We start from the raw sequence: 25836 nt of genomic DNA, 5'->3' as shown, positions 1-25836 counted from the left end.
GGAGAAATTCCAAACCCGGATGGACGGCGCGCGCTGCCACCTCGGAGACTGGAGAGACAAAGTGAATCGAGTTAATACATGGACGCATGCGCGCATGAAGCGCCAGCTTGCGATGATGCTGCCGTTGGCTGCATGCTTGTCGCTGTCTGCCTGCTCCGAGGAACGGCCCATTGGCAAGCCGCCCAATCACGCCAGCGCGACCAAAAAGGAAGAGAGATATGGCGGAGGCGTTAGCGGCCTGAACTACTCATCGGATGCCATCTATCGCTTCAGCGTCAGCGGGCCACGTGGCATGAACGGCGGGGGTGCCAACATGAGCCCGGCATATAAGGATGGGCCTGCCACTGCTGGGGAGATGTGCTGCATCGGGATTCCGAAGTACTGGCAGCCAAATACCAAACTCGAAATCGAGTGGGAGCGGGATCGCTTTCCCTACAACCATGAAAACAGAACCGGAGCGGCAGTAATGAAGGCGATTGTTACGGTGCCAGAGTATGGGCCGAAGACCTACGGATTCTGGGCCATCTTCCTGCCAGGTGATCGCGTCAAGGTGGTAGTCATGGACGGCAACGCAAACGGCAATAACTCGGTACGGAAAAGGCCAGCAGACAGCGACCCGTTTGTTGCCCAAGGGGTACTCGATGAAGCATTGACGAAGAAACTACAGGAGCGTTTCAAATGAGCGTCCTGCGCTGGCCTGGTGCGATGCCGGAAACGAACAAGGGCCGACTTCCCGAAGGAGAGAAAGCCTACAACAATGGAAAAATGCGTGTAGTCGATCCGCTGGGCGACTGCGAGCAGACCATCCACATCAACCTTTTCTTCGACGGCACCAACAACAACGATGACCCCAACAACAAATGGCGTGATTCCAACCATGGAACGCACACCAATGTGGCCAGGCTGTTCAGAGCCAGCAAGCATAGACCAGAGAACGGTGTCTTCAGTTACTACATCGTTGGGGTGGGCACACCATTCCCCGAGATCGGCGAAGAGACTTACAGCAGCGCAGGAAAAGCGCTGGCTGCGGGATTCTCCAAGCGCTGCGTTTGGGGCTACACGCGAGTGTTGAATGCGCTTCATGCTGCGATGGCGCCCGAATCGGAATCTAGAATCATTGAGGACAGGGACGCAGCCAAAATTTGCTCTACGCTCGATGCAAATCTGTACTCCTTCAAGCTCGCGGAAAGAGAGAAGCACCTCGGCAGCATTCATGAGGCCGTGGTCCGCAGTTGCCAGCGCAACCGCCTGATCAAGAAGGCCTACATCAACGTCTTCGGCTTCTCGCGCGGCGCGGCGGGCGCCAGGGTCTTTGTCAGCAGGCTGATCAAGCGCTGGGCCAAGAACGGGAAACTGATCGACAGGATTCCCTATGAGGTGAATTTCATGGGGCTGTTCGATACGGTGGCATCGGTTGGGCCGCCGGACTCCACCCGTGCCGCCGTGGATTCCGAGAAATTTGACGGACACTTCAGCTGGTCCGGTGGTGGCGCGCTGAACATCCCGCCGCAAGTGCGGCGCTGCGTGCATTTCTTCTCGATTCACGAACAGCGCATGAGTTTTCCGCTGGACTCGATCCGGCAAGGCAAGCGCTATCCGGCGGATTTCGTCAGGCTGCTGGAAGTGGCCTATCCCGGTGTTCATTCGGACGTGGGCGGCAGCTATGCGCCTGGCGACCAGGGCAAGTCCACCAAGGGCGAGGGACACAGGCTGGGCAAGATCCCCTTGCATGACATGTACATCGAGGCTCTGAATGCCGGCGTTCCTCTACGTCTGGATAAGGACGGCGACGACGATCGCATGGACGACTCGCATCTGCAAGACTTCTCCATCGATCCCGCCGTCGCCAAAGCCTTCAACGACTGGCGCGCCAAGCTGCCCGCCGTGGATAGCCTGGAGCAGGCACTGGAATTCGGGCTGCGGCAGAACCTGCAATGGCGTGCGCTGCGGGCACGCTACCACACGGGCCATTACCTCACCAATCAACCTTTCTATCGGTTCTGCGCGGACAAGCGCGAAGACAGGAAGACCCCTCACGCGCTAAGGACGGAAGCCGACAGGAGGCGGAAGACCGACCCCGAAATTGAACGGTTAAAGAAGGAGAACGCCGAACTGGACAGCAAGATGAAGCTGTTGAAGGCGCGTGCCAGTTCCCGGCGGGCGATCCCGCAGATCATGGCCGACATGAAGGAGCTGGGGGACATCAAGGCCAGGATCGCGGCCAACGAAGCCGCCATTCTGGCGCGCGAGGTGGCCATTCTTGCCGAGGTGGCCGGCAAGAAGCCGGAAGATTGCCGGCCCGGCGAAGGCGCGGACGAACTGGTGACCAATGACCGCACGGACCTGCTCGAAGCGGCTGAGGAATTTCAGTTGCTGCTGGGCTTTCTACACCCGGATCAGCAAGCCAGTCTCAATGTCAAGACGCAATCCGTCGAACGGTGGTTCTCGTTCGAAGACTTTCGCAAGGGTGGCATCGGGCCGGGCGGCGCGATCGTTGGCACGTGGGAAAAATCCGGCATGCACCTGTGCGTGCCGCGTGCCGACCGCCCGATGACGGATTCGGCCAGCGTGGCGCTGGTAGCGCCGGATGCAATGGTATCCACGGCGGCTCTCAGGAAGTACTACGCCGTTGACGACGTGCTGGTGGAGCCCGCCCGCGAAATGGTCGCCTACCTGAGAGCAACCACCGCCGCCAAGGCGGTGGATGAATTTGCCTTGCGCGAGAGAGCCGCCGTCGAGATGTTCGACAACTACATCCATGACAGCCGCGCCTGGTTCCGTGTGCCCCACTTCCATGAGTACGCGCCCGGCGGATATGGATGGGCACGTACGGTCTTTGTCGGGGATGACGAGAAGATCCGGCACCTTGGCATGACTGGGGGCGCGCAAAGGCGCGCGGCATAGCAGAAGGCCGTTCGCATTGCCACGGCAACCAGCGCATCGGCCAACGCATCAACCAGCACTTTAAGCAGCACTTTAAACAGCGCGTCAACCCGCGCTTCAACCTGGGAAACACATATGAACTACACCAACTCTCAACAACCTTCCTTCGCCTTTGTGGCCGCCTCCTGGGCTGCGCTTTTGGCGGGCATTCTTGCCTTCCTGATCGGCCTGTTCAATGCCGACATGCAACTCAATGAAAAAGGCTATTACTTCACCGTCTTGGTGTATGGCCTGTTCGCCGCCGTCTCCGTGCAGAAGTCCGTCCGCGACAGGCTGGAGGGCATTCCTGTCACGGGGATTTACTATGGGCTGAGCTGGCTGTCCGTGCTGCTGGCAGTGCTCTTGCTGTGCGTCGGGCTGTTCAATGCCACGCTTGCCTTGAGCGAGAAGGGCTTTTATGCCATGTCGTTTGCGCTGGCCCTGTTTGGCGCAATCGCCGTGCAGAAGAACACCCGCGACACCCAGGCAGCAAGGCCGACGTCCATCAATGCCGATGCGGTCCGCATCATCAATGACGGTGCCGCCCCCGGCCAGGTGGACGAGGCATGACCGCGTGGCTGGACAAGGACGCCCCCCCGCCGCAGCGGGGGCAGCAGGCGCCCGGCTCCTCCGTGAAGCTGGCCGTGACAGGCCAGGAGAAGCAGGAGGCCGACCCGACGCCCCTGCCCGCGGGCAAGACCATCGAGGCCCGCGTCGCCGAGATTGACGGCACGCCCAATCCCCTGCTGGGAGCCGCCCGGCGGCTGCTGCGGGCGCTGGCCGACATGCCGCCCATACTGGAGGAGCGCGGTACGGTGGAGCGGCTGCGCGCCCTGCTGGAGCAGGAACTGCGCACTTTCCAGGCTGTGTGCGACCGGCTGAACATCGACCGCGGGCACACCACCGGCGTGCATTACGCGCTGTGCACGGCGCTGGACGAGGCCGTGGCCCATACCGAATGGGGCGGCGGCAGCGCCGCCTCGCTCGGCGCGTGGCCGGGCAGCGCCTTGGCATCAACCTTTCACCAGGACTGCGAGGGTGGCGTCAAGGTCTTTCTCATCCTGGGCCGGCTGGTGGACTCGGTGGCCGAGAACATCGGCCCCATCGAGGTCTACTACCATATCCTGTCGCTGGGGTTCGAGGGGCGGTATCGCGGCGTGGCGGACGGCGAACGACAGCTGCGCCATATCCGGAGCCGCCTGCTGGAGGCAATCAACAAGCACCGTGACCCGGTGCCCGAGGCGCTGTCGCCGAACGTGCAGCCCGCACCGCCGGGACGCTTCCAGCACCTGGGCGGCATCCCCATCTGGGTGACCTGGGTGCTTGGCCTGCTGGTTGTTTCGGGCATGGCCGGCTATTACAAGTACCAGCTGACGCTCCGGGAGCGCGACCTCGTGCAGCAGATTGTCGCGATCGGCAATATGAAGCCACCGCCGCCACCAAAGGCGCTGCGCCTCGCCCAGTTGCTGAAGGATGAGATCGCGCGCGGCGTGGTCGCGGTCAAGGACGACGACCGCCGCAGCACCGTGACATTCCGGGGCGACGCTATGTTCGGCGCCGGAAAAGCCGAGGTCAGCAAAACGCTGATGCCAACGCTGGACAAGGTCGCATCCGAGATCAAGCAGCTGCAGGGCATGGTGCAGGTGACCGGCCACAGCGACAACCAGCCGATCAAGAGCGCGCGCTATGCATCGAACCAGGCCCTGTCCGAGGAGCGCGCCGCCGTGGTCAGTGAGTACCTGGCCCGCAAGGGCGTCGCCAAAGGGCGCCTTGAAGCCATCGGCAAGGGCGACACCGAACCGCTGACGGACAACAAGACCCCTGCAGCCCGCGCGGCAAACCGGCGCGTGGAAGTGGTGGTGACTCAGTAACGCAGGAGCAGTCGGAATGCCAGGAACACTTATCAAGAAGGGCGACAAGACCAGCCATGACGGCGTGGTCATTTCCGGGGCCGAGGACGACCTGCTCGACGGGCAGCCCATGGCGCGCCTTGGCGACCTCGTGGACTGCCCCGAACGCTACCCGGACGGGCGACCGCACGGGGTCAACAAGATCATCACTGCAACCTCTGGCCTGATGAGTGGCACCCGTCCCGTGGCCTGTGAGGGCGACCGCACCGAATGCGGCTGCGTGCTGATCGGCAGCTCAGACGCCATGGCAGGCCAGCTGTGAAGCCGCGACACGTTGCCCCCAGCAGTGTCCGAATCACGCCGCCCATTCCAAATCCGTTCCTGCACAAGGCGATATGAACCCAAAAATCAACTGGCTGAAAACCATCCAGCATTCCTACGTCTCGGCATTCCAGGTCTTGACTGGACTTCCACGCCTCGTGGGCTTGACAGTTGCAGTCCTTAGCGCCGTTTCCTGCTGGATTGCCCGCCTCAGAGACGGCGGAATGTCGACCATGGATTTGCTGGTCCTGTTCACCGGCCTACAAACGATTGTTGCAGTTCCCTTGCAGTTGGGAGGCTATCGTCTTCTGTTGCTAGGGAAGACAACGAAAAGCTGGTCAAGCAAGACAACCGAGTTCTGCCTGCTCACCGTAGCCGAGAGTATCGGCAACTTCCTCGTCATGCTCGCCATGCTATTTCTGACAGTACGGATCTTGAGATCGCCAACCTGGGGAGTTGTCGCTATCGTGCCGGTTCTGGCAATCGGCTGCGGCTTCTTGTACGCCCGCCTGACCCTGATGCTGCCCGCATTGGCCATCGATGCACGAAATGCGTCCTTTAGGCAGATATGGGACATGAGCCGCGGGCGCGTTTGGTCTGTCCTGGCAACAATCACTGTGACCACGTTTCCCGTGTACGTTGTTCTGCACTTTTCCCGGTGAGCAACCCGACCGAAGCATTCCGCAATATCACGCTGCTTGACGCTGTGCTGTACTCCATGGTCTGCGTATCGTCAAACCTGCTCAGTATCGGCGCGCTCGCGGCCCTTTACCGCTGGCTGGCACCAACGCCAGCAAATCAATGCGCCGACGCTGCGCAGCTACTATGACTTTCTGGACCGCGAGAGCGGCAAGATGGCTAGGCCCGCGCCGCAGCCAGGAAGCCGCGCCATGGGTCAAACGCGCAGACGGTGCGCTTACACGGGAACTACGCCCAGGCGTATCCTGCGTGGTCCATCCCGACGCGCGCGTCGAACTGAACCTGGAAACCTTTGCCGGGATCGAGATAGCCGAGCCGTGGGAAGTCCTCGGGCGAGAGCAAATCAGCATCGCGGGCATTGACTCGCACGACGTGCGGTTCCTGGACGGCGGGCGTGTGCAATATGCCATCAATTCGCGAGGCCAGTTGGTCGATTTCCGCGCCAAGGGCGTGACTGTTCGGGTGTCGCCCGACAATCGCGTGATCCTGCTGACGACACGCCCCGACAGACAGACCGGTGTTGCGGCCCGGTGCGCGGCTCACCGGCAATCGCTGGTGGTCAGCGGTGGCCTGGCCCTCGCATTCGCACTCGGATGGCTGATGCCGTCGCTGCCGGCAATCTCCGGACCGTTCGCTGCCGGCTCGCTGCTGATACTCGGCTTGATGGTGTCTGCTGCCGTCGTGGCCAGGAAGTATCCGTCCAGGGGACCCGTCGTTGCAGCCACCTGCTTTGCCATCCTCTGGCCTCTCACGTGGTGCCTGACACGGGAGATGGCCGATGCGATGGGCGTACCACCGGCTCCCAGCACATGGTTGGACAGCCCATGGCTGCTGTTCGGTGTCGAGGCCGGCCTGCTCGCCCTGTTGATGATCCATGTACTCCGAATTCAGGACCAGACCACTGCCTATGCGGGCCTGCGCGAACTTGCTCCGCCCAGAAACCACACCTTGTGATTCTCGGGAACAAGTCACTTCTGACACGCGCCGCAGACACCGTTTGAAAACAGGGCTATCCGATGCCTATCTCATCAAATCGCTGCCGCATGCCGCATCTCCCTGGCTCTCACCGCTGCACATGCAAGCGCTGCCCCTCCCGGGTGGTGTTCTCCTCCTTGCCCACAAGAAGCGCCGCAGCCGATTGCCGGCCGAGGACCGGACCACTCTGGAAGGACGCATCATCAATGCCGAGCTCAGGCGGCGCAAAGGCAGGGTTGCCACAAAGGGATGCGGCTGCCACCCTCCATCCCTGCCCCGGGGCCTAATCCCGCCCACCTCCAAACACCCGCTTCACCCTCTCCCACATCACACCCAGCATCATCGATACCGGGTTCATCTGCGTGGCCTGGCTGCGCTCGCTCTCCGACAACGACGGGTCCATCTTGCGGGCGACGTTCTTGCCGAAGTCCGCCATCATGCGCCGGACGAAATCGCGCACCAGCCCCGAGCGGGAGAACTGCGCCAGCGGGCCCTGCAGGGAGTACTGCAGGTCGATCAGCACTTCGGTCTCGCCCGCCGATATCGCCTGCAGCACATAGGTGATGTCGCCGGCGGCCTTGGAGTTGCTCAGCGAATCCTGCCCCGCGCCCTTGAGCACGCCGCGCCGGTTCGTGTCGTCGCGCTCCAGCCGCGCCGCGCCGTTGAAGCGCGCCGCCATCGGCCCGAACTTGATCGCCACATGCCCCTTGACGCGATCGCCGTCCTGCTCGGTGAGCGCCGCGCCTGGCAGGCAGCTTGCCACCGCCGGCAGGTCCGCCATGAAGCGCCACACGTCATCTGCCGGGAACGGCACCTTGAAGCTGCCGTCAATGCGCGACCAGCCTTTTTTGTCGGCGCTGCGCTCGGCTTCTTCCTTGGCGGCAGGCTCGGCGTGGGCCTGGACAGCGCTGTCGGCCGCAGGCGTGAAGCAGACGAATTCGCGCTTCACGGTCGCTGCTACGGCTTGCACCTCATTGCCCGTTGCAGGCGGCTTGCGCTGCGCCAGCACGGAGCTGATCGCGGCCACGATTCCCATATAGCCCGTGCAGCGGCAGAGGTTGCCCGATAGCTCATGGCGGATGGTTGCCTCGTCGGCATCCGGCAGCCGCAGCACAATGTCGCGCGCGGTGGCCAGCATGCCGGGCGTGCAGTAACCGCATTGCAGCGCGTGGTGCTGGTTGAACGCGGCGCGCAGGTCGCGCATGACGGGGTCGTCGTCATAGCCTTCGATGGTCACCACCTTGCTGCCGGCGCAGGCGCTGGCAAAGGTGATGCACGAGCGCACGGGCTTGTCGTCGACCAGCACGGTACAGGCGCCGCAAACCCCGTGCTCGCAGCCCAGGTGGGTGCCGGTCAGGCCCTGTGCGTCGCGCAGGAAGTCGCCCAGGTGGGTGCGGTGCGCGCAGGCGCCGGCAGCGGCGCGGCCATTGATCGTCAGTGCGATGGTTTCCACTGTGGCCCTCAGTTGAAAAGTTGTTCGATGCAGCGCGTGACGGCTGCGCAGCAGAGCTTGCGGTCGATCGCATCCTTGGCCGGCGTGGCTTGCGTCACGGCGGCCAGCACGGCCTGCGGCGTGAGCGCGGCGGGGCCTTGCTCGGCCATGTCGTGGGCGAGGCCGCGCAGCAGCGCCGGCGCGCCGTCGAGCGCGCCCAGCGCGATGCGGGCGAAGCGCGTGGACGGATCGAAGTACGCGGCGCAGCTGGCCTCGGCGAACTCGCCAGTCTTGCGGCACAGCTTGTAGTAGCCCCAGCGTGCCGTATCGGGCTGGCTCGGCACATCGACAGCACAGATCAGCTCGCCTTCGGTGAGCGCCGTGGTGTACGCACCCAGCATGAACTCCGTCATGGGGACGATGCGCGTGCCGGCCTTCGATGCAAGCTCGATCTGCGCGCCAATGGCGGTCAGCGCCACCACCCAGTCCGCCGCGGGATCGGCGTGCGCCAGGCTGCCGCCGATGGTGCCGCGATTGCGGATGGCGCGGTAGGCGATGCCGCGCGCCACGGATTGCAGCATGCCGCCGCGCAGTGCCGGGAATTCGCCATCCTCGATCTGCGCATGGGTGACCGCCGCGCCGATGCGCACGCGATCCTGCCGCGTGGTGACCGTGCGTAGCTCGGCGAGCTTCGACAGATCGTAGATGGCATCGGGGCGCGTCAGGCGCAGGTTAAGCATCGGCCCCATGGACTGCCCGCCGCCCATGACCTTGGCGTTGTCGGTGCGGTCCGCCAGCTCGGCGCAAGTGGCGGCCAGCGTGGGGGCCGCGTGATAAGTGAATGCAGCTGCTTTCATGATGGTTCAGGCCGCCTCTCTGGTTGGCGTGGTCTGCGGCTTCCGGGCTTGCTCGGCGCGAGCCAGCGCTTCAAGCACCTTGCGCGGCGTGAGCGGCGTCTCCAGCAACTCCACGCCGAACTGCCCCAGCGCGTCGTTGACCGCGTTGAAGATGGCCGCGGGGGGCGCGATGGCGCCGCCCTCGCCCATGCCCTTGGCGCCGAATTCCGTATGCGGCGACGGCGTCTCGAAATGGTGGATGCGGATCGAGGGGATTTCGGTCGGGCCAGGCAGCATGTAGTCGGCCAGCGTGGAGGCCAGCGGCTGGCCGTTGCCGTCGTAGCGCATCTCCTCGAACATGGCCGTGCCGATGCCTTGCGCCACGCCGCCATAAGTCTGCCCTTCCACCACCATGGGGTTGACCATGGTGCCGCAGTCTTCCACCACCACGTAGTCGAGGATCTCGACGTGGCCGGAATCGGTGTCCACCTCCACCAGCGCGGCGTGGGTGGAGTACGTGAAGCTGCCGGTATCCACGTTGGGCTTGTAGCCCATGGTGGTTTCCAGCCCGGTGGGATCCACATTGGCGGGCAGCCGCTGCGGGTTGATATACCAGGCGTTGGCGATTTCGCTGATCGGCACGGCAGCGTCGCCCGCCTTGACCGAACCACCAGCCAGCGTCGCCTCGTCCTCGGGACGCTGCAGCATATGCGCGCCGATCTTCAGCAGGCGCGGCACCAGGGCCTTGCAGGCGCGCGATACCGCGCCGCCCGACATCACCAGCGAGCGCGAAGCATAGGTGCCGGTGGAGAACGGCGTCACACCGGTGTCCCCGTGCACGACCTTCACGCGCGACACATCGATGCCGAGGATCTCGTGCGCGATCTGGGCAAAGGTAGTCTCCATGCCCTGGCCATGCGAGTGCACGCCGACGCGCACTTCCAGCCCGCCATCCGGCGTGATGCGCACGGTGGCGGAATCGAAGCCGGGAATCACCGGCGTGCCCCAGGCGGCGAATACCGAGGTGCCGTGCGCCGATTGCTCGGTGTAGGTGCCAAAGCCCACGCCGAGATAGCGCGAGCCCGCCGAAGGATCGTTCAGCCTTTGACGCTGGCGCTCACGGATGCGCGCCAGCCCGATCATCTGCGCGGCCTTGCGCACGCTGGCCGGGTAGTCTCCGCCATCGAAGTGCTTGTTGGTGACGTTGACATAGGGCATGGATTCCGGCTGGACCAGGTTCTCGCAGCGGATCTCCCACGGCTCGCGCTTGACCTCGCGCGCCAGCGCATCCATCAGCAGTTCCATGGCAAAGCACACGCCCGTGCGCGCCACGCCCCGGTACGGGACAAAGCCGGGCTTGTTGGTGGCCAGGCATTCCGTGATGCAGCGGTAGCCGTCGAAGGCGTACGGCCCCGGCAGGTTGCCGATGGCCTGGCCGGGTTCAAGGCCGATGGTGAAGGGCCACACCGAGTAGGCGCCGCCGTCGATGGCGATCCTGGCGTCCAGCGCCAGCAGGCGCCCGCGCGCGTCGGCGTAGGCCGTGACCTCGTAGTGGTGCTCGCGCGAGTTGGCGCCCGCGGTCAGGTGCTCGCGCCGGTCTTCGATAAAGCGGAACGGCTTGCGGTACGTCATGGCGAGCCAGGCGATGCACAGCTCCTCTTGCTGCAGCACGCACTTGTAGCCAAAGGCGCCACCCACGTCGGGCGAGATCACGCGGACTTTTTCCTGCTCCAGGCCCAGGCAATGGCTAAGCACCGTGCGGATCATGTGCGGCACCTGAGTGGCGCTGTAGACGATCAGCTGGTCGAACTGGTGGTCCCAGTAGGCCAGCACGGCCTTGCCTTCCATCGGCACCATGCACTGGCGCGCCAGGTCGATCTTGCGGCTGACCACCACGGAGGCCGTCTTGCTGAGCGCGTCGAAATTCTTGTCGGCGGTGAGTGTGAGGAAGTGATTGTCTTTCCAGTGCTCGTGCACGCGCGTGGTGCCGCTTGCCTGCCGCGCACCATCGACATCGGTGAGCGCCGGCAGCTCATCGAGCTCCGCGACAATGCGCTCGGCGATGTCCTCGGCCTGCGCGCGGGTCGGCGCGAAGGCCATGGCGATGGGCTCGCCGACAAAGCGGACCTTGCCGGCGGCCAGGGGCGGCTGCGCCGACTGCTGGTATGAGGGGAAAGCCGAGTCGGCCACGATATCGAGCGCGCCATGCATATCGTCCCGCCCGATCACCGCATGCTCCAGCCCTTCCGGCTTGTGCAGCGCCAGCAGCCGCGCATGCGCCATGGGGCTGCGCAGGAACGCAACCTCCTGCAGGCCGGGCATGGCGATGTCGGCGACGAAGCGGCCCTTGCCATGCAGGTGGCGCGCGTCCTCCTTGCGCGCCACGCGCGCGCCTACGCCCTGCCCGCCTTGCTTCTCGATGTGGTCTTTGTCCATACATTTCTCCAGCCCGGGCTTGCCGCCGTCCGTGACTGCTTTGTGGGGTTCGTGGGGTTCGTGGGTAGCGGATTGCCCGGTAACCAGCAAGTCGGCAAGCAATTTCCGTGCACCTGCCTGATCGCACGTCCAGCGGCACATATTCAGTGCACTGAGCTTATCGACACATTGGCGAAACGGGCGGCGCCCGTCAATTGGGGCTTCAGCCGATGCAGTGCCCGGTGCGCATCGCCCTGCGCACCGGGCACTGCTCACAGCCGGGCCAGCGCCGCCAGCGCCTGCTCACGCGGCATCACGGCGGCGTACTTCTGCTCCATGTCGAACAAATTGGCCGCGTGCGGCTGGAGCGCGCGGTCGCCCACGCAGTCCGACACCACCAGCGGGCGGAACCCGTGCGACATGGCATCGACCACGCTGGCGCGCACGCAGCCGCTGGTGACCGCGCCGGCCACCACCAGCGTGCGCACGCCGCGCTGCGTCAGCCACGCCGCCAGCGAAGTGCCGAAGAAGGCGGACGGCACGGTCTTGCGCACCACCAGTTCGCCATCGCGCGGGGCCAGCTGCGCAACGATCGCGCTGGCCGGCCCATGCTCCTTCAGCGTCAGCAGGCCGGGCACCTTCAGCGTGAAGATGTTGTGGTCGCCGTCGTCGTCGGCAAACACGATGCGGCTGTGCGCCACCGCCCAGCCCTGTTCCCGCGCGCTGGCCAGCAGGGGCACCGTGTTGGCGATGGCCTCGGCGATATTGCCGCCGCCGAACATCGCCGGATCGGCGAAGCCGTTGACGAAGTCGACGATCAGCAGGCCTACGGGGCCCTGTAGCGGCAGTTGGGTGCCGAAGCCCTGGCGCTCGTAGGTGGGGAGTTCGCCATGTCTCGTCATTTGCTGTTCCATCCGTCCAGTACCTTGCCTTGCCTGACCACTGCCTCGCCGTCCAGGCTCACGGTGCAGTTGCGCAACGGGATATCGATATGGCAGGCGGTGGTGCGGCCACCGCCTGCCTCATTGTTGGGGCCGAGCGAGAACAGGAAATTGCCCTCGTAAGCCCGCGCGTCCATGCCGATCGAGGCCTCCCTGTCATACAGGCCCAGCGTGGACCACCGCGCGCGCGGTTGCAAGCCCCAGCCGATGTGCGAAATGGCGTAGGCTTGCGGATCGTTGAACGACGCCATGTAGTCGTTCAGCAGCTCGGCATCCAGGCCGCCTTCGATGCGCGTGGCAAAGCCGCCTTCCACGGTCAACTCGACCCGGTCCGCCACGTAGCCCTTCTGCGGCAGCAGGATGTCGCCGCGGTCCAGCACGATGCGCCCGCTCGCGCCGCCCTCGTTCGGCCAGGTCAGCACGAAGCCGCTGGGCCAGTGATCCCAGCGCCCCGGCTCGTCGACGAAGCCGTACTCGCTGATGGCGGGAAACTCGCCGAGCGGGCAGCGCAGGTCGGTGCCCGCGCCAGATGTCACCGTCATCTCTTTCGCCCGCGACAACCGCGCGTTGGCGGCGCTCACGCGCTCGCGGTCGGCTTCGGTGGGCACCATGCGCACCAGCACTTCGGGCGGCTCCACCGCCAGCAGGATCTTGGTGCCGGTCTTGAGGATATCGTGCTGCTCGGGCGAGAACAGCAGCGTCATCAGGTCCAGCACCAGGTCGCTCTCCTTGAGCGCGGCAATGGCCGCACGGTTGCCGGTGAGCGCCGTGGTGCCCAGGTAGGCCAGCGGATCGCGGCTCAAGGCCTTGTCCGCGTTGACGGGCGGCAGGTCCAGGCGATTGACGATGGCGCCCATCGCCTGGGTGGCAACCAGCGCGCACGACAGCGTCTGCGGATGCGTGGCGGCGCTGGTGAGAATGGTGACGGTCTGCCCGGGCGCGAGCCGGGACAGCGTGAGGACCTGTTTCCAGGCCTGGATCAGAGCGTGGTCACTGACTGGCATGTTCTCTCCTGCTGATCGGTAGATCGGTCGATCGGTAGTTCAGGCCGCGGCCTTTTGCCGGGGGACAATTTCGGCGCCGAGGAAGTCGCCCAGCGCGTTGTAGAAGCCGCCCTCGTCGTCCCAGGGAATCATGTGGCCGGCGCCCGGTACATGGCTGACTTCAAGCTGCGGCAGCAGCCCGCGAATCTCTTCGATATCCTCGGCGCGCACCACATCGCCGCGGCCGGCCACCATCAACAAGGCGGGAATGCCAATGCCCGGCAAGTCGGCGTGCACATCGTCGGTGTGGAAGCCCTGGAAGCTGGCCAGCACGGCGCGCTCGTCGCAGGTGTGCAGCCATTCGGCGCGCAACGCCAGTTGCTCGTCGGTCCAGGTGGGACAGAAGCGCCGCATGGTCTCGATGTCCACGCCGTGGCGCGCCACCGCCATGGAGTCCACATACCAGGCGAGCTGCGCGGGATAGTCGCGCCGGCCCGGACCGGACACGGGCGGATCCACCATTACCAGCCGCGCCAGCCCGGCAGGCTGGCTGCGCGCGGCACGGATGCCGATGCGCGCGCCCATCGAATGGCCCACCACGCTGTAGCTGGGCAGGTTCATCGCCTGCGCGAACGCCAGCACGTCGGCGGCCTGGGCGTCCAGGCTGTAGTCCAGCGTGTCCGACGCGGACGACAGGCCGCGTCCGCGCACATCCAGCACATAGGTATCGAACTGCTCGCCAAGGCGCTCGCCTACGAAGCCCCAGGTGATGGCCGGGCTGGTGATGCCCGGCACCACGATCACCGGATCGCGCGTCACGCGCGCACCGCTGTGGCCGCCATAGCGGAGATAGTGCTGGCGGATGCCGTTGGCGTGGACGTTGCCGCCGCAAACAAGGGTACTCATCTTAGTAAGCGCCCGAGAGCAAAGCGCCGGCGCCTGGCACCACGGGCTCCAGGTCGAGTTGCTTGAGGATGGCGTAGGTGGTGGCGATGGCGGCGGTGATGACCGGCTTGCCGGTCATGGCTTCGACCTTGGCCACCGCCGGCAGGGACGGCATCTGCACACAGGCGGACAGCACGATGGCGTCCACATCCTTGGTGTTCATCTGCGCGACGATGCCGGGCAGCCTGGCAGGATCATGGCGGCCGACTTCAAGGTTGTCGGGGATTTCCAGCGCGCGCCAGTCCACCACTTCGTAGCCTTCGTTGCGGATGTAGTCCACCACCAGCTCGGTCAGCGGCTTCATGTACGGCGCAACCACGGCGATACGCTTGGCGCCGATCACCTTGAGCGCATCGATCAGCGCACCGGCGCTGGTGACCACCGGCGCATCGGCGCCGTTAGCCGCGGTATGAGCCTGCAGGCGCTTCTCCGAGACGCGGTGATAGCCGTGGCCCATCGCCATGATGGCCACCAGGCAGGCATAGCCCAGTACGTCGACGCGGGCGTCGCTCAGCTCCAGCGCGCAGCGGTCGGATTCGCCGTCCATCGCGGCAAGTTCTTCCTTGACCACCTTTTTCATGCGCATGCGGCTGGAGTGGAAGGTGAACCGCTCAGGCCGCACCTGCTGGCGCGCGAGCAGCATCGCGGGGATTTCGGTTTCCATCGTGGTGTTGGAACTCGGCACGATCTGGCCGATCCGGAAAGTCTTTTGCACGGGGTGCTCCGTTGTTTCGGGGTTCAAAGCTTGAGAATGCGTTCGGCATTGCCATGGCAGACAAGGCGGCGGGTGGCCTCGTCCATCGGTGCCTGCTCGATAAAGTCCGCCGCAATCGCCGTGGATTCGTAGGGATAGTCGACCGAGAACAGCACGGCCTCGGCGCCCATCTCGGCAATCGCGCCGTTCAGCGCAGCCGGCGAGCACACGCCCGACGTGGTGATCACGATATTGCTGCCGATGTATTCCGACGGCTTCTTCGCCAGCTTGATGCCATGCGAGTACACCGCAAAGCGACTATCGAAGCGCCAGCGCTGGAACGGCAGCCCCTCGCCCATATGGCCAAGGATGAGCTTGAGCCGGGGGAAGCGGTCGAACACGCCGCCGAACACCAGGCGCAGCGCGTGGCTGGCCGTCTCCACGCCCCAGCCCCAGGCCGCGCCGCTGATTTCGGGATGGCCCGAATACACATGCGGCGCGACAAACGCATCGGTCGGATGCAAGTACATGGGCACGTCCAGCGCTTGCATGCACTCCCAGAACGCGTCATAGGATGGATCGTCGTAATACACGCCCTGCGTGTGGCCGTTGACCAGCGAGCCCTTGAAGCCAAGCTGCTTCACGGCGCGCTCCAGCTCGTCCGCGGCCGTGACGGGGTCATGCATCGGCAGCGCGGCAAAGCCAGCGAAGCGCGTGGGGTGCCGCGCCACCTGCGCCGCCAGGAAGTCGTTGTTCTCACGGGCACGGCCAATGGCGGCGACGCGATCCGTCTCGCCCTGCACGCCCGGGCCGGTCTGCGACAGGATGGTGAAATCGATGCCGGCGCGGTCCATCTCGCCGATGCGTATGTCGTCGAAATCCGCCAGGCGCCTGGCGAGATCGGCCATGACCGCTGCGTCGATGTGCTGGAGGTATCCCTTCGAATAGGCCTGGAAACCGGGGGCCATGAAGTGCTCTTCCAGGGCAATCTTCCGAATTCTCGTCATGCTGTGGCGACTCCTGTTTGGGTGGGGGCTTGCTAATTGATCAGTATGCTGAGCATTTTTAATATAGCAACGAGGTTGGGGAATGTCTAGCCGGAGCCAAAAGGGTTAACCCCCATAACACTGACAAATTCTGCTCAGTACACTGATTGAAATTACTCAGCATGCTGACAGTGTGGGACACGCACACGGGCAGGCTGACCTGCCCCCGGAGAGAAACGACCATGACGATCAGCCTGGCCAATGACGGTGCCGCCGTGCGCAAGCAGGGCATGACAAGGGAAGAACGCAAGGTGATCCTCGCGTCGTCCTTCGGGGCGCTGATGGAGTGGTACGACTTTTATATCTACGCGGCGCTGGCGGTCTACTTTGGTGCATTGTTCTTCCCGCCCGGTAACGAGACCACGGCCTTCCTCGCCAGCCTTGCCACCTTCGGCGCGGGCTTCCTGGTGCGCCCGGTCGGGGCGTTGCTGTTCGGCCGGCTGGGCGACAAGATCGGCCGGAAGCACACCTTCCTGGTGACGATCCTGCTCATGGGGATCGCCACGGTGGGTGTCGGATTGTTACCCACCTATGGCCAGATCGGCATCACCGCCACCATCCTGCTGGTGGTGCTGCGCCTGCTGCAGGGGCTGGCGCTGGGTGGCGAAGTGGGTGGCGCGGTGACCTACGTCGCCGAGCATTCTCCGGTGGAAAAACGCGGGCTCTACACCAGCTCCCTGCAGACCACGGCCACACTCGGCCTGCTCTCGTCGCTGCTGGTCGTGTACCTGCTCAAGACACTCCTCACCGAGGCGCAGTTCCGCGAATGGGGCTGGCGCTTGCCGTTCCTGGTCTCGTTCCTGATGCTGGTGGTATCGGTCTACATCCGCGGCAAGCTGCATGAGTCGCCGATCTTCGCGCGCATGAAAGCCGGCAATGCCACGTCGAAATCCCCCATCCTGGACAGCTTCACGAACTGGGCCAACCTGAAGTACGTGCTGCTGCTGTTCGTGGTGGCATCCGGGCTCGGCGCCATCTTTGGCACCGGTCATTTCTACACGATGTTCTTCGTCAACAAGACGCTGCACGTGCCGCTGGAACTGGTGCACCTGCTGATCGGCATCGCGCTGGTGATCGCCACGCCCTGCTACCTGTTCTTCGGCTGGCTGTCGGACCGGATCGGCCGCAAGCACATCATGATGGCCGCCTGCCTGCTGGCGGCGCTGGCCACCCAGCCCATCTTCAGGGCGCTGACGCACTACGCCAACCCGGCGCTGGAGCAGTTCCAGCAGCGCAACACGGTGCAGCTACGCGCCGGCGACTGCCACTTCCGCCTGTTTGCCGAGCCGGTGTCGGCGTGCGACAAGGTCAAGGGCTACCTGACGGATCTTGGCGTCGGCTACGAATTCACGCAGATTGATGCCCGCGCGCAGCCCGCTCTGCGCATCGGCGACACCACGCTGCAGGGCTTTGACAAAGCGGCGATCAAGCAGGCGCTGGTGGCCGCCGGCTGGCCGGAGCACGCAGACCCGGCCGCCATCAACCGCCCGATGCTGTTCCTGATGCTGCTGATCCCCATCCTCTTGCTCGCCATGGTGTACGGCCCGCTGGCGGCGTTCATGGTCGAGCTGTTCCCGGCGCGCATCCGCTACACGTCGCTGTCCCTGCCCTTCCACCTGGGTGCGGGCTGGGTCGGCGGCATGCTGTCGTTCGTCGTGACGGCGATGAACGTGTCCAGCGGCAATGTGTACTTCGGCCTCTGGTATCCGGTCTCGATCGCCGCCATCGCCTTTGTCGTCGGCATGGTGTTCGTGCCCGAGACCCGTGGCCGCAACCTGGATACCTGATCCCACTGTGCCCCCTGTAGCCCTGTAGCCCTGTAGCCCGGCTTCGTCCTCTGGCGCGAAATTTGCTCAGTACACTGCAGTTAATGATCAGCATACTGATCGCTGCACCAAGGCGAAGCCATCTGGTTTTCTATCCCGGTTCCCGAACCCCACTCACCCTGTCTGGAGCGCCCCCATGAAGTCTCTGCACAACGCACGCCGCACCCCGATTCCTGCCTTGATCCCCGCCCTGATCGCCCTGCTTTGCAGCACCGCCGCGCTGGCGGATGCCAACGGCGTCAAGGTTGGCGTGATTACCGATATGTCCGGCTCCTACGCCGATCTCTCGGGCCGCGGCTCGGTGCTCGCGGCGCAGATGGCCGTGGAAGAGTTCGGCGGCAAGGCGCTCGGCAAGCCGGTCACGGTGCTCTCTGGCGACCACCAGAACAAGGCGGACATCGCCTCGTCGCTGGCGCGCCGCTGGTTCGACACCGATGGCGTGGACATGGTGATCGATTTCCCCAACTCCTCCACCGCGCTGGCGGTGCAGGAAATCGCCAGGCAAAAACAGAAGATCAATATCGTCTCCACCGGCGGCGCCATGGCGCTGACCAACCAGAACTGCTCGCCCACCGGCTTTCACTGGGGCTGGGATACGTATTCGGTGTCGGCGCCGCTGGTCAAGCGACTGATCGCCGACGGCAAGAACAGCTGGTACTACATCACCGTGGACTACGCGCTGGGCCAGTCACTGGAATCGGATTTCCGCAAGGAGGTGGAGGCCAGCGGCGGCAAGAACGTGGGCAGCACCAAGCATCCGCTTAACGCCAGCGATTTCAGCAGCCCCATCGTGGCCGCCTCTGCGTCCAAGGCCAAGGTGGTGGTGCTGGCCAACGCCGGCAACGACATGATCAACGGCGTCAAGGCCGCGGGCGAGTTCGGCCTGATCAAGGGCGGACAGACCGTGATCACGCCGTCGACCTTCATCACCGACCTGAAGAGCCTGGGCCCGAGCGTGGCGCAGGGCCTGACCTATGTGGACCCATTCAAGCTCGACCTCGACGCCAGGTCAAAGGCCTTCGTGGAGCGCTTCTACGCCAAGCACAAGGCTTACCCGACGCACGGGCAGATCGGCGTGTATTCCGGTGTGCTGCACTACCTGAAGGCGGTTGAGGCGGCCAGGACGGTGGATGGCCCGGCGGTAGCGGAAAAGATGCGCGCCCTGGCGGTCAACGACGACTTCGTGCATGCCGGCAAGGTGCGCGTGGATGGCCGCATGGTGCATGACATGTACCTGGCGCAGGCCAAGACGCCGGCGGAGTCCAAGGGCCCGTGGGACCTGGTCAAGTACATCAGCACCATCCCAGGCGACTCGGCATTCCGCCCGCTGTCCGCCAGCGAATGCGCACTGGTGAAGAAGTGAGCCGCGATGCAGAACCAACCTGCCAAGACCCAACCTGCCAAGACCCAAAAGCGGAGCACGCATGAGCCAGGCTGACGTCATCCTTGAAACCCGGGGGCTCACCAAGGAGTTCAAGGGCTTCACCGCCGTCAGCCAGGTCGATCTGCGCGTTCGGCGCGGCGCCATCCACGCCCTGATCGGGCCCAATGGCGCCGGCAAGACCACGTGCTTCAACCTGCTGACGAAGTTCCATACGCCCTCCGCCGGGACCATCCTGTTCAACGGCGAGGACATCACGCGGGCGCGCCCCGCCCAGATCGCCCGCAAGGGCGTGATCCGGTCCTTCCAGATCTCGGCGGTGTTCCCCCAGCTCACCGTGATGGAAAACGTGCGGGTGGCGCTGCAGCGCAAGCTCGGCACCGCCTATCACTTCTGGAAGAGCAAGCGCTCGCTGGACGAGCTCAACGACCGCGCGGTCGCGCTGCTCAAGGCCGTCGGCCTGGAGGGCTTTGCCGACCTGCCGACCGCCGAGCTGGCCTATGGCCGCAAGCGTGCGCTGGAGATCGCCACCACGCTGGCAATGGACCCCGAGCTGATGCTGCTCGACGAGCCCACGCAAGGCATGGGGCACGAGGATGTGGAGGTAGTGACCGCCTTGATCAAGCAGGTTTCCGCCGGACGCACCGTACTGATGGTGGAACACAATATGAGCGTGGTGTCGTCCATCGCCAAGCGCATCACCGTGCTCCAGCGCGGCGCCATCCTGGCGGAAGGGCCATACGAGGAAATGACGCGCAACCCGCAAGTGATGGAAGCGTACATGGGCACGGCCGATGCCGAACCGGCGGAGGCCGCATGATGAGCCAACCCACGAACCAACCCACGAGCCAATCCACCCCCGCCCTGCAGATCCAGGACCTGCACGCCTGGTACGGCGAATCCCACATCCTTCACGGCGTGGACCTGACCGTCAACCCGGGCGAGGTCGTCACCGTGCTGGGCCGCAACGGCGCGGGCCGCACCACCACCATGCGCGCCATCATGGGGCTGGTCGGCGCCCGCAAGGGCTCGATCCGCGTCAACGGCACCGAGACCATCGGCATGAAGACGCACCGCATCGCGCCGCTGGGCCTGGGCTATTGCCCGGAAGAACGCGCGATCTTCTCCAGCCTGTCGTGCGAGGAAAACCTGATGCTGCCGCCGGTGTTCAAGCCTGACGTTGCAACGTCAGGCCGCGAGCCGATGCCGCTGGACGAGATCTACGCGATGTTCCCCAACCTGTGGGAACGCCGCAAGAGCCAGGGCACGCGCATGTCGGGCGGCGAGCAGCAGATGCTGGCCGTCGCCCGCATCCTGCGCACCCGCGCGAGCGTGCTGCTGCTCGATGAAATCTCTGAAGGCCTGGCCCCCGTCATCGTCCAGACCCTCGCCAGAATGATCACCACGCTCAAGAAACGCGGCTACACCATCGTCATGGTGGAGCAGAACTTCCGCTTCGCCGCGCCACTCGCCGAGCGCTTCTACGTGATGGAGCACGGCCGCATGGTGGAGTGCTTCGACGCCAGCGCGCTCGCGCGCAAGATGCCCACGCTGAACGCCCTGCTTGGCGTGTAAGGAACCCTCGTCATGGAATTTTTTGGCATACCCATGCCCGCACTGCTGAGCCAGTTGCTGCTCGGACTCGTCAACGGCTCGTTCTACGCCATCCTGAGCCTTGGGCTGGCAGTCATCTTTGGCCTGCTCAATGTCATCAACTTTGCCCATGGCGCCCTGTTCATGCTGGGCGCCGTGCTGGCCTGGATGGGGCTGGCCTACCTGGGGCTGAGCTACTGGCTGATGCTGCTCCTCGCCCCGCTCGTCACCGGCGTGCTGGGCGTGGTGCTGGAGCGCACCATGCTGCGCCGGCTCTATCGCTTCGATCACCTCTATGGCCTGCTGCTGACGCTAGGCATCTGCCTGCTGATCGAAGGGCTGCTGCGCTCGGCGTATGGCGTCTCCGGCCTGTCCTACGCCACGCCCGAGGCGCTGACGGGCGCCACCAGCGTGGGCTTCATGGTGCTGCCCAACTACCGCGCCTGGGTGGTGGCGGCCTCGCTGGTGGTGTGCTTCGCCACCTGGTACGTGATCGAGAAGACGCGGCTTGGCGCCTACCTGCGCGCCGGCACGGAGAACCCGCGCATGGTGGAAGCATTCGGCATCAACGTGCCGTTGCTGGTGACGCTGACCTACGCCTTCGGCGTGGGGCTGGCCGCCTTTGCCGGCGTGCTGGCCGCGCCCGTGATGCAGATCTCGCCCCTGATGGGCCAGAACCTGATCATCACCGTGTTCGCCGTGGTGGTGATCGGCGGCATGGGCTCGATCCTCGGTTCCATTTTTACAGGGCTGGGCCTGGGCGTGTTCGAAGGCATGACCAAGGTGTTCTACCCGGAAGCCTCGGCAACCGTCGTCTTCGTGGCCATGGTGTGCGTGCTGATGGTGCGCCCCGCCGGCCTGTTCGGAAAGGAAAAATAATGACCGTTGACTCTCGCGCAAGACTGACCGGCGCCTTGCTGATGGCGGCCGTCGCGCTTGCCCCCTTTCTCGGCGCCTACCCGGTGCTGGCGATGAAGCTGATGTGCTTCGCCTTGTTTGCCTGCGCCTTCAACCTGCTGCTGGGCTTTACCGGGCTGCTGTCCTTCGGCCATGCCGCGTTCTTTGGCGGCGCGGCCTATGCCTGCGGCTACGTGATGAAATCCCTGCACGCCACGCCGGAGCTCGGGCTGCTGGCCGGCACGGCGTTCGGCGCGCTGCTCGGCCTGGCCTTTGGCGCGCTGGCGATCCGGCGCCAGGGCATCTACTTTGCGATGGTGACGCTGGCGCTGGCGCAGATGTTCTACTTCTTCTGCCTGCAGGCTCCGGTGACGGGCGGCGAGGACGGCTTGCAGGCGGTGCCGCGCGGCAGCCTGTTCGGGCTGCTCTCGCTGGAGGGCGACCTGACGATGTACTACGTGGCGTCCATCGTGGTCGGCGCCGCACTGCTGCTGATCGCGCGGGTGGTGAACTCGCCTTTCGGTCAGGTGCTGCGGGCCATCAAGGAAAACGAGCCGCGCGCCATCTCGCTGGGCTACGACACGGACAGGTTCAAGCTGCTGGCCTTTGTGCTGTCGTCCGCGCTGGCGGGACTGGCAGGCGCATTGAAGACGCTGGTGCTCGGCTTTGCCACGCTGACCGACGTGCACTGGGCCATGTCCGGATCCGTCATCCTGATGACGCTGGTGGGTGGCATGGGCACCTTGTCCGGGCCGATCCTGGGCGCGCTGGTGATTGTCGCGGTCGAAAACAAACTCGGCGATGCCGGCAGCAGCCTGGCCGCGATGACGGGCGTGGACTGGTTCAATACGCTGGGAGAGTCGGTCAGCATGGTCACAGGCCTGATTTTCGTGGTCTGCGTGCTCACCTTTCGCCGCGGCATCATGGGCGAGGTACAAGCCCTGCTGGAGCGCCGGGCCGCGCGGGCGCGCCCTGGCCCGGCCAGCGCCGCCACGCCCTTGCACGGCCATTCCGCCACCTCGGCCGCCTCGGCCGCCTCGGCGACGCTCAAGGGTTAACGCTGATTCAGTCGGCAATTTAAATCAGTACACTGAGCATTAATACTCAGCATACTGATCAAAGGAGATGCATCATGGCTTGGACCAAGATCGCCACTACCGGCCAGCTTCAGGACGATGAAGTGATGCCGCTCACGCTAGGCGACGCGCAGCTGGCCCTGTACCGCAGCGAAGGGGAGTACTTCGTCACCGACAACGTCTGCACGCACCAGTACGCGCTGCTGTCCGACGGCTACCTGGAGGATGGCTGCATCGAATGCCCGCTGCACCAGGCGCGCTTCGATATCCGCACCGGCCAGGCCATGTGCGCGCCCGCCACCCAGGGCATCAAGGTCTACCCGGTCAAGATCGTGGACAGCGATGTCCTGGTCGATGTCATGGTCACCGCCTGAGCGCCGGCCATGTCACAAGACGCCCCCATCCTGATCATCGGCGCCGGCCAGGCTGGCGCCACGGCCGCCGCCGCGCTGCGCACGCTGGGCCATGACGGCGGCATCGTCATGGTCGGCGGCGAGGCCCATGCGCCGTATGAGCGCCCCCCGCTGTCCAAGGCCGTGCTGGCGGACGAACAGCAAGACGAGCGCATCGGCGTGCACACGGCGGGCTTCTATGCCGAGCGAGGCATCGACTTGCGCCTGGCCACCACCGTGGCCTCGCTCGATCCCGCCAGCGCCACGGCGCATTGCGCCGATGGCCAGGCGATTTCCTTCAGCCGCTGCCTGCTGACGACCGGTGGGCGTGCCCGCACCCTGCCCGCCTTGCCCGAGGGGCAGCCCCGGGTGCATTACCTGCGCTCGCTCGCCGATGCGCGCGGCTTGCGGGCCGCGCTGCGCCGCGAGCGCGCGGTGCTGGTGATCGGCGGCGGTTTCCTTGGACTGGAAACCGCATCCACCGCCCGCGCCATGGGGCTGGCGGTGACAGTGGTCGAAGCCGCGCCGCTGTTGCTGCAGCGCGCCGTGCCGAGCGTGTTCTCGGACTGGCTGGCGCAACGCGTGCGCGGCCTCGGCATCGACCTGCGCCTGGGCGGCGAGATCGCGTCGATCCCGCCGGCCGCGGACGAGATTGCCGTCACGCTGGCCGACGGCACCGCCCTGCGTGCGCCGTTGGTGGTGGTGGCCATCGGGCTGCAGCCCAACGTGGGCCTGGCAGAGGCAGCCGGGCTTGCGCTCCACCCGGGCAACGGCGGCATCCGGGTCGACGCGCACTGCCGCACCAGCGCGCCGGGTGTGTTTGCCGCCGGCGATTGCACCAGCCAATACCAGCCGTTGTTTGGCCAGGAGATGCGCCTGGAGTCGTGGCAGAACGCCAATGAGCAGGCCCGCATCGCCGCGGCCGCCATGCTCGGCGTGCCGACGGCCCCGGCCGCCTTGCCCTGGTTCTGGACCGACCAGCTCGGCTGCAATATCCAGATGCTGGGCGCCATGGACCCCACGCTGCGCTACACGCTGCGCGGCAGCGCAGAAGCACCCGAGGGCGACACCCCCCCAAAATTCCTGTTGCTTGGCATGGCCGGCGCACAACTTCGCCACGCCATCGCCGTCAACGCGGGCGGCGACCTGCGCCAGCTCCGCAACCTGATCGAACAAGGCACCGCCTGCGATATCGGCTTGCTGTGCGACACCGCCCTGCCCTTGAAGCAGGCGGCGCGCGAAGCCGCCGCCGTGCGCGCGAGCGAAACCCAATCCTGAACGAGGAACGAAACATGTACCAGACCCATGCGGTCATCAACCGCACGCCGCGCGCCAAGGATGCCGAACTGGCCGCCTGCCTGTGGCCGGAGGACGCCCTGCATTTCATCCCTGACTGGGTGTACACCAGCAATGCCGTGTACGACCTGGAACTGGAGAAAATCTTCCGCGGCCGCTCGTGGAATTTCGTCGCGCTGGAGGCCGAGATTCCCAACTCGGGCGACTTCAAGCGTTCTTACGTCGGGCCGACGCCCGTCGTCGTGGCGCGCGCTGAAGACGGCTCCGTCAATGTCTTCGAGAACCGCTGCGCCCACCGCGGCGCGGAGTTCTGCCGGCATGGCCAGGGCAACGCAAAGGAGTTCGTCTGCCCGTATCACCAGTGGTCCTACGACCTGAAGGGCAACCTGCAGGGCGTGCCGTTCAAGCGCGGCGTGAATCGTGCCGGTGGCATGCCCAAGGACTTCCGCAATGAAGACCATGGCCTGGTGAAGCTGAACGTGGCCACGCGCAACGGGGTGATCTTCGCCTCGTACGCCAACGACATGGAACCGCTGGACGTGTACATGACGCCGGAAATCCTCAAGGATTTCGACGTGGTGTTCAACGGCAAGCCGCTCAAGATCCTCGGGTACTACAAGAACGAGTTGCCCTGCAACTGGAAGATGTACCACGAGAACCTGAAGGACCCGTACCACGCCACGCTGCTGCACTCCTTCCTGGTGGTGTTTGGCCTGCTGGTCGCCGGCAACGACTCCGCCATGATCGCGGACCCGGTGCACGGCCGCCACGGCACCATGGCGTCGGCCAAGAAGGAAGACAAGTACGCGGCGGTGAGCGACGAGAACAAGAAGGAGATGCGCTCCTACCACGAAGGCATGCGCCTGCAGGACGACCGCTTCCTGGAGTACATCAAGGAGTTCGATTCGCCGTGGTCCGTCACCATGCAGACCATCTGGCCGAACCTGATCGTGCAGCGCGAGATGAACACGCTGGGCGTGCGCCAGATCGTGCCCAACGGCCCGGACAGCATGCTGATGCAGTGGACCATGTTCGGCTATGAGGACGACACCGAGGAGATGACGCGCCACCGCCTGCGCCAGGGCAACCTGATGGGCCCGGCCGGCTTCCTTGGCCTGGAAGACAACGAAGCGATGAAGTTCGTGCAGGAGGGCGTGCGCCGCTCCAGCACCGACCGCAACGTGCTGAAGCTCGATCCCGGACACGTCGGCACCGCCAACTCGCTGATCTCGGAGTCCGCGATCCGCGCCATGTACCAGTACTACCGCAGCGTGATGGGGTTCTGAACAGCATGACACCGACAATCACCCCAACCA

Annotated in this window: 25 protein-coding genes; 17 read left to right on the top strand and 8 right to left on the bottom strand. The window is 65.0% G+C overall.

Going from position 1 to position 25836, the window contains the following annotated elements:
* The first annotated feature begins 94 nt into the window (after nucleotides 1–94).
* The 8 genes from AC1Q7Q_RS11125 (at nucleotide 95) to AC1Q7Q_RS11090 (ending at nucleotide 6746) form a co-directional block, all read left to right on the top strand.
* On the top strand, nucleotides 95–682 hold the full coding sequence (locus AC1Q7Q_RS11125) for a DUF3304 domain-containing protein (RefSeq protein ID WP_492372204.1): 588 nt from the start codon (nucleotides 95–97) through the stop codon (nucleotides 680–682).
* Nucleotides 679–2904 (top strand): T6SS phospholipase effector Tle1-like catalytic domain-containing protein, encoded by a 2226-nt coding sequence (locus tag AC1Q7Q_RS11120; RefSeq protein WP_492372205.1) that lies wholly within the window; start codon nucleotides 679–681, stop codon nucleotides 2902–2904. The genes AC1Q7Q_RS11125 and AC1Q7Q_RS11120 overlap by 4 nt, the downstream gene beginning before the upstream one ends.
* Before the next feature lie 114 nt (nucleotides 2905–3018).
* Nucleotides 3019–3492 (top strand): inner membrane protein YiaA, encoded by a 474-nt coding sequence (gene yiaA, locus AC1Q7Q_RS11115; protein WP_458765166.1) that lies wholly within the window; start codon nucleotides 3019–3021, stop codon nucleotides 3490–3492.
* Entirely contained in the window at nucleotides 3489–4793 is a 1305-nt protein-coding gene (gene tssL / locus AC1Q7Q_RS11110) for a type VI secretion system protein TssL, long form (RefSeq protein ID WP_492372206.1), read from the top strand. Before yiaA ends, tssL begins: the two co-directional genes overlap by 4 nt.
* A 16-nt stretch (nucleotides 4794–4809) precedes the next feature.
* Nucleotides 4810–5094 carry a PAAR domain-containing protein gene (locus AC1Q7Q_RS11105; RefSeq protein WP_492372207.1) on the top strand — a complete coding sequence of 95 codons (285 nt, stop codon included), beginning with the start codon at nucleotides 4810–4812 and terminating at the stop codon, nucleotides 5092–5094.
* Between the two features lie 73 nt (nucleotides 5095–5167).
* Nucleotides 5168–5755, top strand: coding sequence for a hypothetical protein (locus AC1Q7Q_RS11100; protein WP_492372208.1), 588 nt, complete (start codon nucleotides 5168–5170; stop codon nucleotides 5753–5755).
* Nucleotides 5752–5922, top strand: coding sequence for a hypothetical protein (locus AC1Q7Q_RS11095; RefSeq protein ID WP_492372209.1), 171 nt, complete (start codon nucleotides 5752–5754; stop codon nucleotides 5920–5922). The genes AC1Q7Q_RS11100 and AC1Q7Q_RS11095 overlap by 4 nt, the downstream gene beginning before the upstream one ends.
* 119 nt (nucleotides 5923–6041) lie before the next feature.
* Nucleotides 6042–6746: a hypothetical protein gene (locus AC1Q7Q_RS11090; RefSeq protein ID WP_492372210.1), complete on the top strand. Its 705-nt coding sequence runs from the start codon at nucleotides 6042–6044 to the stop codon at nucleotides 6744–6746.
* 304 nt (nucleotides 6747–7050) lie between these two features.
* On the opposite strand, the gene AC1Q7Q_RS11085 is transcribed toward AC1Q7Q_RS11090, so the two are convergent.
* From AC1Q7Q_RS11085 to AC1Q7Q_RS11050, 8 genes are all read right to left on the bottom strand, one after another.
* Complete coding sequence (locus AC1Q7Q_RS11085; RefSeq protein WP_492372211.1) at nucleotides 7051–8220, bottom strand: xanthine dehydrogenase family Fe-S subunit; 1170 nt, start codon at nucleotides 8218–8220, stop codon at nucleotides 7051–7053.
* An 8-nt stretch (nucleotides 8221–8228) separates the two neighbouring features.
* The gene (locus tag AC1Q7Q_RS11080; RefSeq protein WP_492372212.1) at nucleotides 8229–9056 is read right to left on the bottom strand and encodes an FAD binding domain-containing protein; all 828 of its coding nucleotides are present in this window, start codon (nucleotides 9054–9056) and stop codon (nucleotides 8229–8231) included.
* Between the two features lie 6 nt (nucleotides 9057–9062).
* On the bottom strand, nucleotides 9063–11471 hold the full coding sequence (locus AC1Q7Q_RS11075; RefSeq protein ID WP_492372213.1) for a xanthine dehydrogenase family protein molybdopterin-binding subunit: 2409 nt from the start codon (nucleotides 11469–11471) through the stop codon (nucleotides 9063–9065).
* 251 nt (nucleotides 11472–11722) lie between these two features.
* On the bottom strand, nucleotides 11723–12352 hold the full coding sequence (locus AC1Q7Q_RS11070) for an N-carbamoylsarcosine amidohydrolase (protein ID WP_492372214.1): 630 nt from the start codon (nucleotides 12350–12352) through the stop codon (nucleotides 11723–11725).
* On the bottom strand, nucleotides 12349–13395 hold the full coding sequence (locus tag AC1Q7Q_RS11065; protein WP_492372215.1) for a 2,5-dihydroxypyridine 5,6-dioxygenase NicX family protein: 1047 nt from the start codon (nucleotides 13393–13395) through the stop codon (nucleotides 12349–12351). The genes AC1Q7Q_RS11070 and AC1Q7Q_RS11065 overlap by 4 nt, the downstream gene beginning before the upstream one ends.
* A gap of 39 nt (nucleotides 13396–13434) precedes the next feature.
* A complete protein-coding gene (locus AC1Q7Q_RS11060) occupies nucleotides 13435–14280 on the bottom strand; it encodes an alpha/beta fold hydrolase (RefSeq protein ID WP_492372216.1) in 846 nt (281 codons plus the stop codon).
* Nucleotide 14281: 1 nt separating this feature from the next.
* Nucleotides 14282–15034, bottom strand: coding sequence for a maleate cis-trans isomerase family protein (locus tag AC1Q7Q_RS11055; protein ID WP_463322599.1), 753 nt, complete (start codon nucleotides 15032–15034; stop codon nucleotides 14282–14284).
* Between the two features lie 23 nt (nucleotides 15035–15057).
* Nucleotides 15058–16020 (bottom strand): amidohydrolase family protein, encoded by a 963-nt coding sequence (locus tag AC1Q7Q_RS11050; protein ID WP_492372217.1) that lies wholly within the window; start codon nucleotides 16018–16020, stop codon nucleotides 15058–15060.
* Nucleotides 16021–16241: 221 nt separating this feature from the next.
* Between AC1Q7Q_RS11050 and AC1Q7Q_RS11045 the strand changes: the two genes are divergently transcribed.
* From AC1Q7Q_RS11045 to AC1Q7Q_RS11005, 9 genes are all read left to right on the top strand, one after another.
* Nucleotides 16242–17846, top strand: coding sequence for an MFS transporter (locus tag AC1Q7Q_RS11045; protein WP_492372218.1), 1605 nt, complete (start codon nucleotides 16242–16244; stop codon nucleotides 17844–17846).
* Between the two features lie 175 nt (nucleotides 17847–18021).
* Nucleotides 18022–19248 carry an ABC transporter substrate-binding protein gene (locus tag AC1Q7Q_RS11040; protein WP_492372219.1) on the top strand — a complete coding sequence of 409 codons (1227 nt, stop codon included), beginning with the start codon at nucleotides 18022–18024 and terminating at the stop codon, nucleotides 19246–19248.
* Nucleotides 19249–19309: 61 nt separating this feature from the next.
* Nucleotides 19310–20086, top strand: a complete 777-nt coding sequence (locus AC1Q7Q_RS11035) for an ABC transporter ATP-binding protein (protein WP_492372220.1) — start codon at nucleotides 19310–19312, stop codon at nucleotides 20084–20086.
* Nucleotides 20086–20841 (top strand): ABC transporter ATP-binding protein, encoded by a 756-nt coding sequence (locus tag AC1Q7Q_RS11030; RefSeq protein WP_492372280.1) that lies wholly within the window; start codon nucleotides 20086–20088, stop codon nucleotides 20839–20841. Before AC1Q7Q_RS11035 ends, AC1Q7Q_RS11030 begins: the two co-directional genes overlap by 1 nt.
* Nucleotides 20842–20853: 12 nt before the next feature.
* Nucleotides 20854–21738 (top strand): branched-chain amino acid ABC transporter permease, encoded by an 885-nt coding sequence (locus tag AC1Q7Q_RS11025; RefSeq protein ID WP_150986100.1) that lies wholly within the window; start codon nucleotides 20854–20856, stop codon nucleotides 21736–21738.
* Nucleotides 21738–22814, top strand: a complete 1077-nt coding sequence (locus tag AC1Q7Q_RS11020; protein ID WP_492372221.1) for a branched-chain amino acid ABC transporter permease — start codon at nucleotides 21738–21740, stop codon at nucleotides 22812–22814. Before AC1Q7Q_RS11025 ends, AC1Q7Q_RS11020 begins: the two co-directional genes overlap by 1 nt.
* A gap of 74 nt (nucleotides 22815–22888) precedes the next feature.
* The gene (locus AC1Q7Q_RS11015) at nucleotides 22889–23206 is read left to right on the top strand and encodes a non-heme iron oxygenase ferredoxin subunit (RefSeq protein WP_150986098.1); all 318 of its coding nucleotides are present in this window, start codon (nucleotides 22889–22891) and stop codon (nucleotides 23204–23206) included.
* A gap of 9 nt (nucleotides 23207–23215) precedes the next feature.
* Nucleotides 23216–24502 carry an NAD(P)/FAD-dependent oxidoreductase gene (locus AC1Q7Q_RS11010; RefSeq protein ID WP_492372222.1) on the top strand — a complete coding sequence of 429 codons (1287 nt, stop codon included), beginning with the start codon at nucleotides 23216–23218 and terminating at the stop codon, nucleotides 24500–24502.
* 14 nt (nucleotides 24503–24516) lie between these two features.
* Nucleotides 24517–25806, top strand: a complete 1290-nt coding sequence (locus AC1Q7Q_RS11005; protein ID WP_492372223.1) for an aromatic ring-hydroxylating dioxygenase subunit alpha — start codon at nucleotides 24517–24519, stop codon at nucleotides 25804–25806.
* Nucleotides 25807–25836 lie beyond the last annotated feature (30 nt).

Source organism: Cupriavidus sp. GW823-FHT07A04, assembly GCF_058794615.1.
This window is presented reverse-complemented; position numbering and strand designations above follow the sequence as displayed.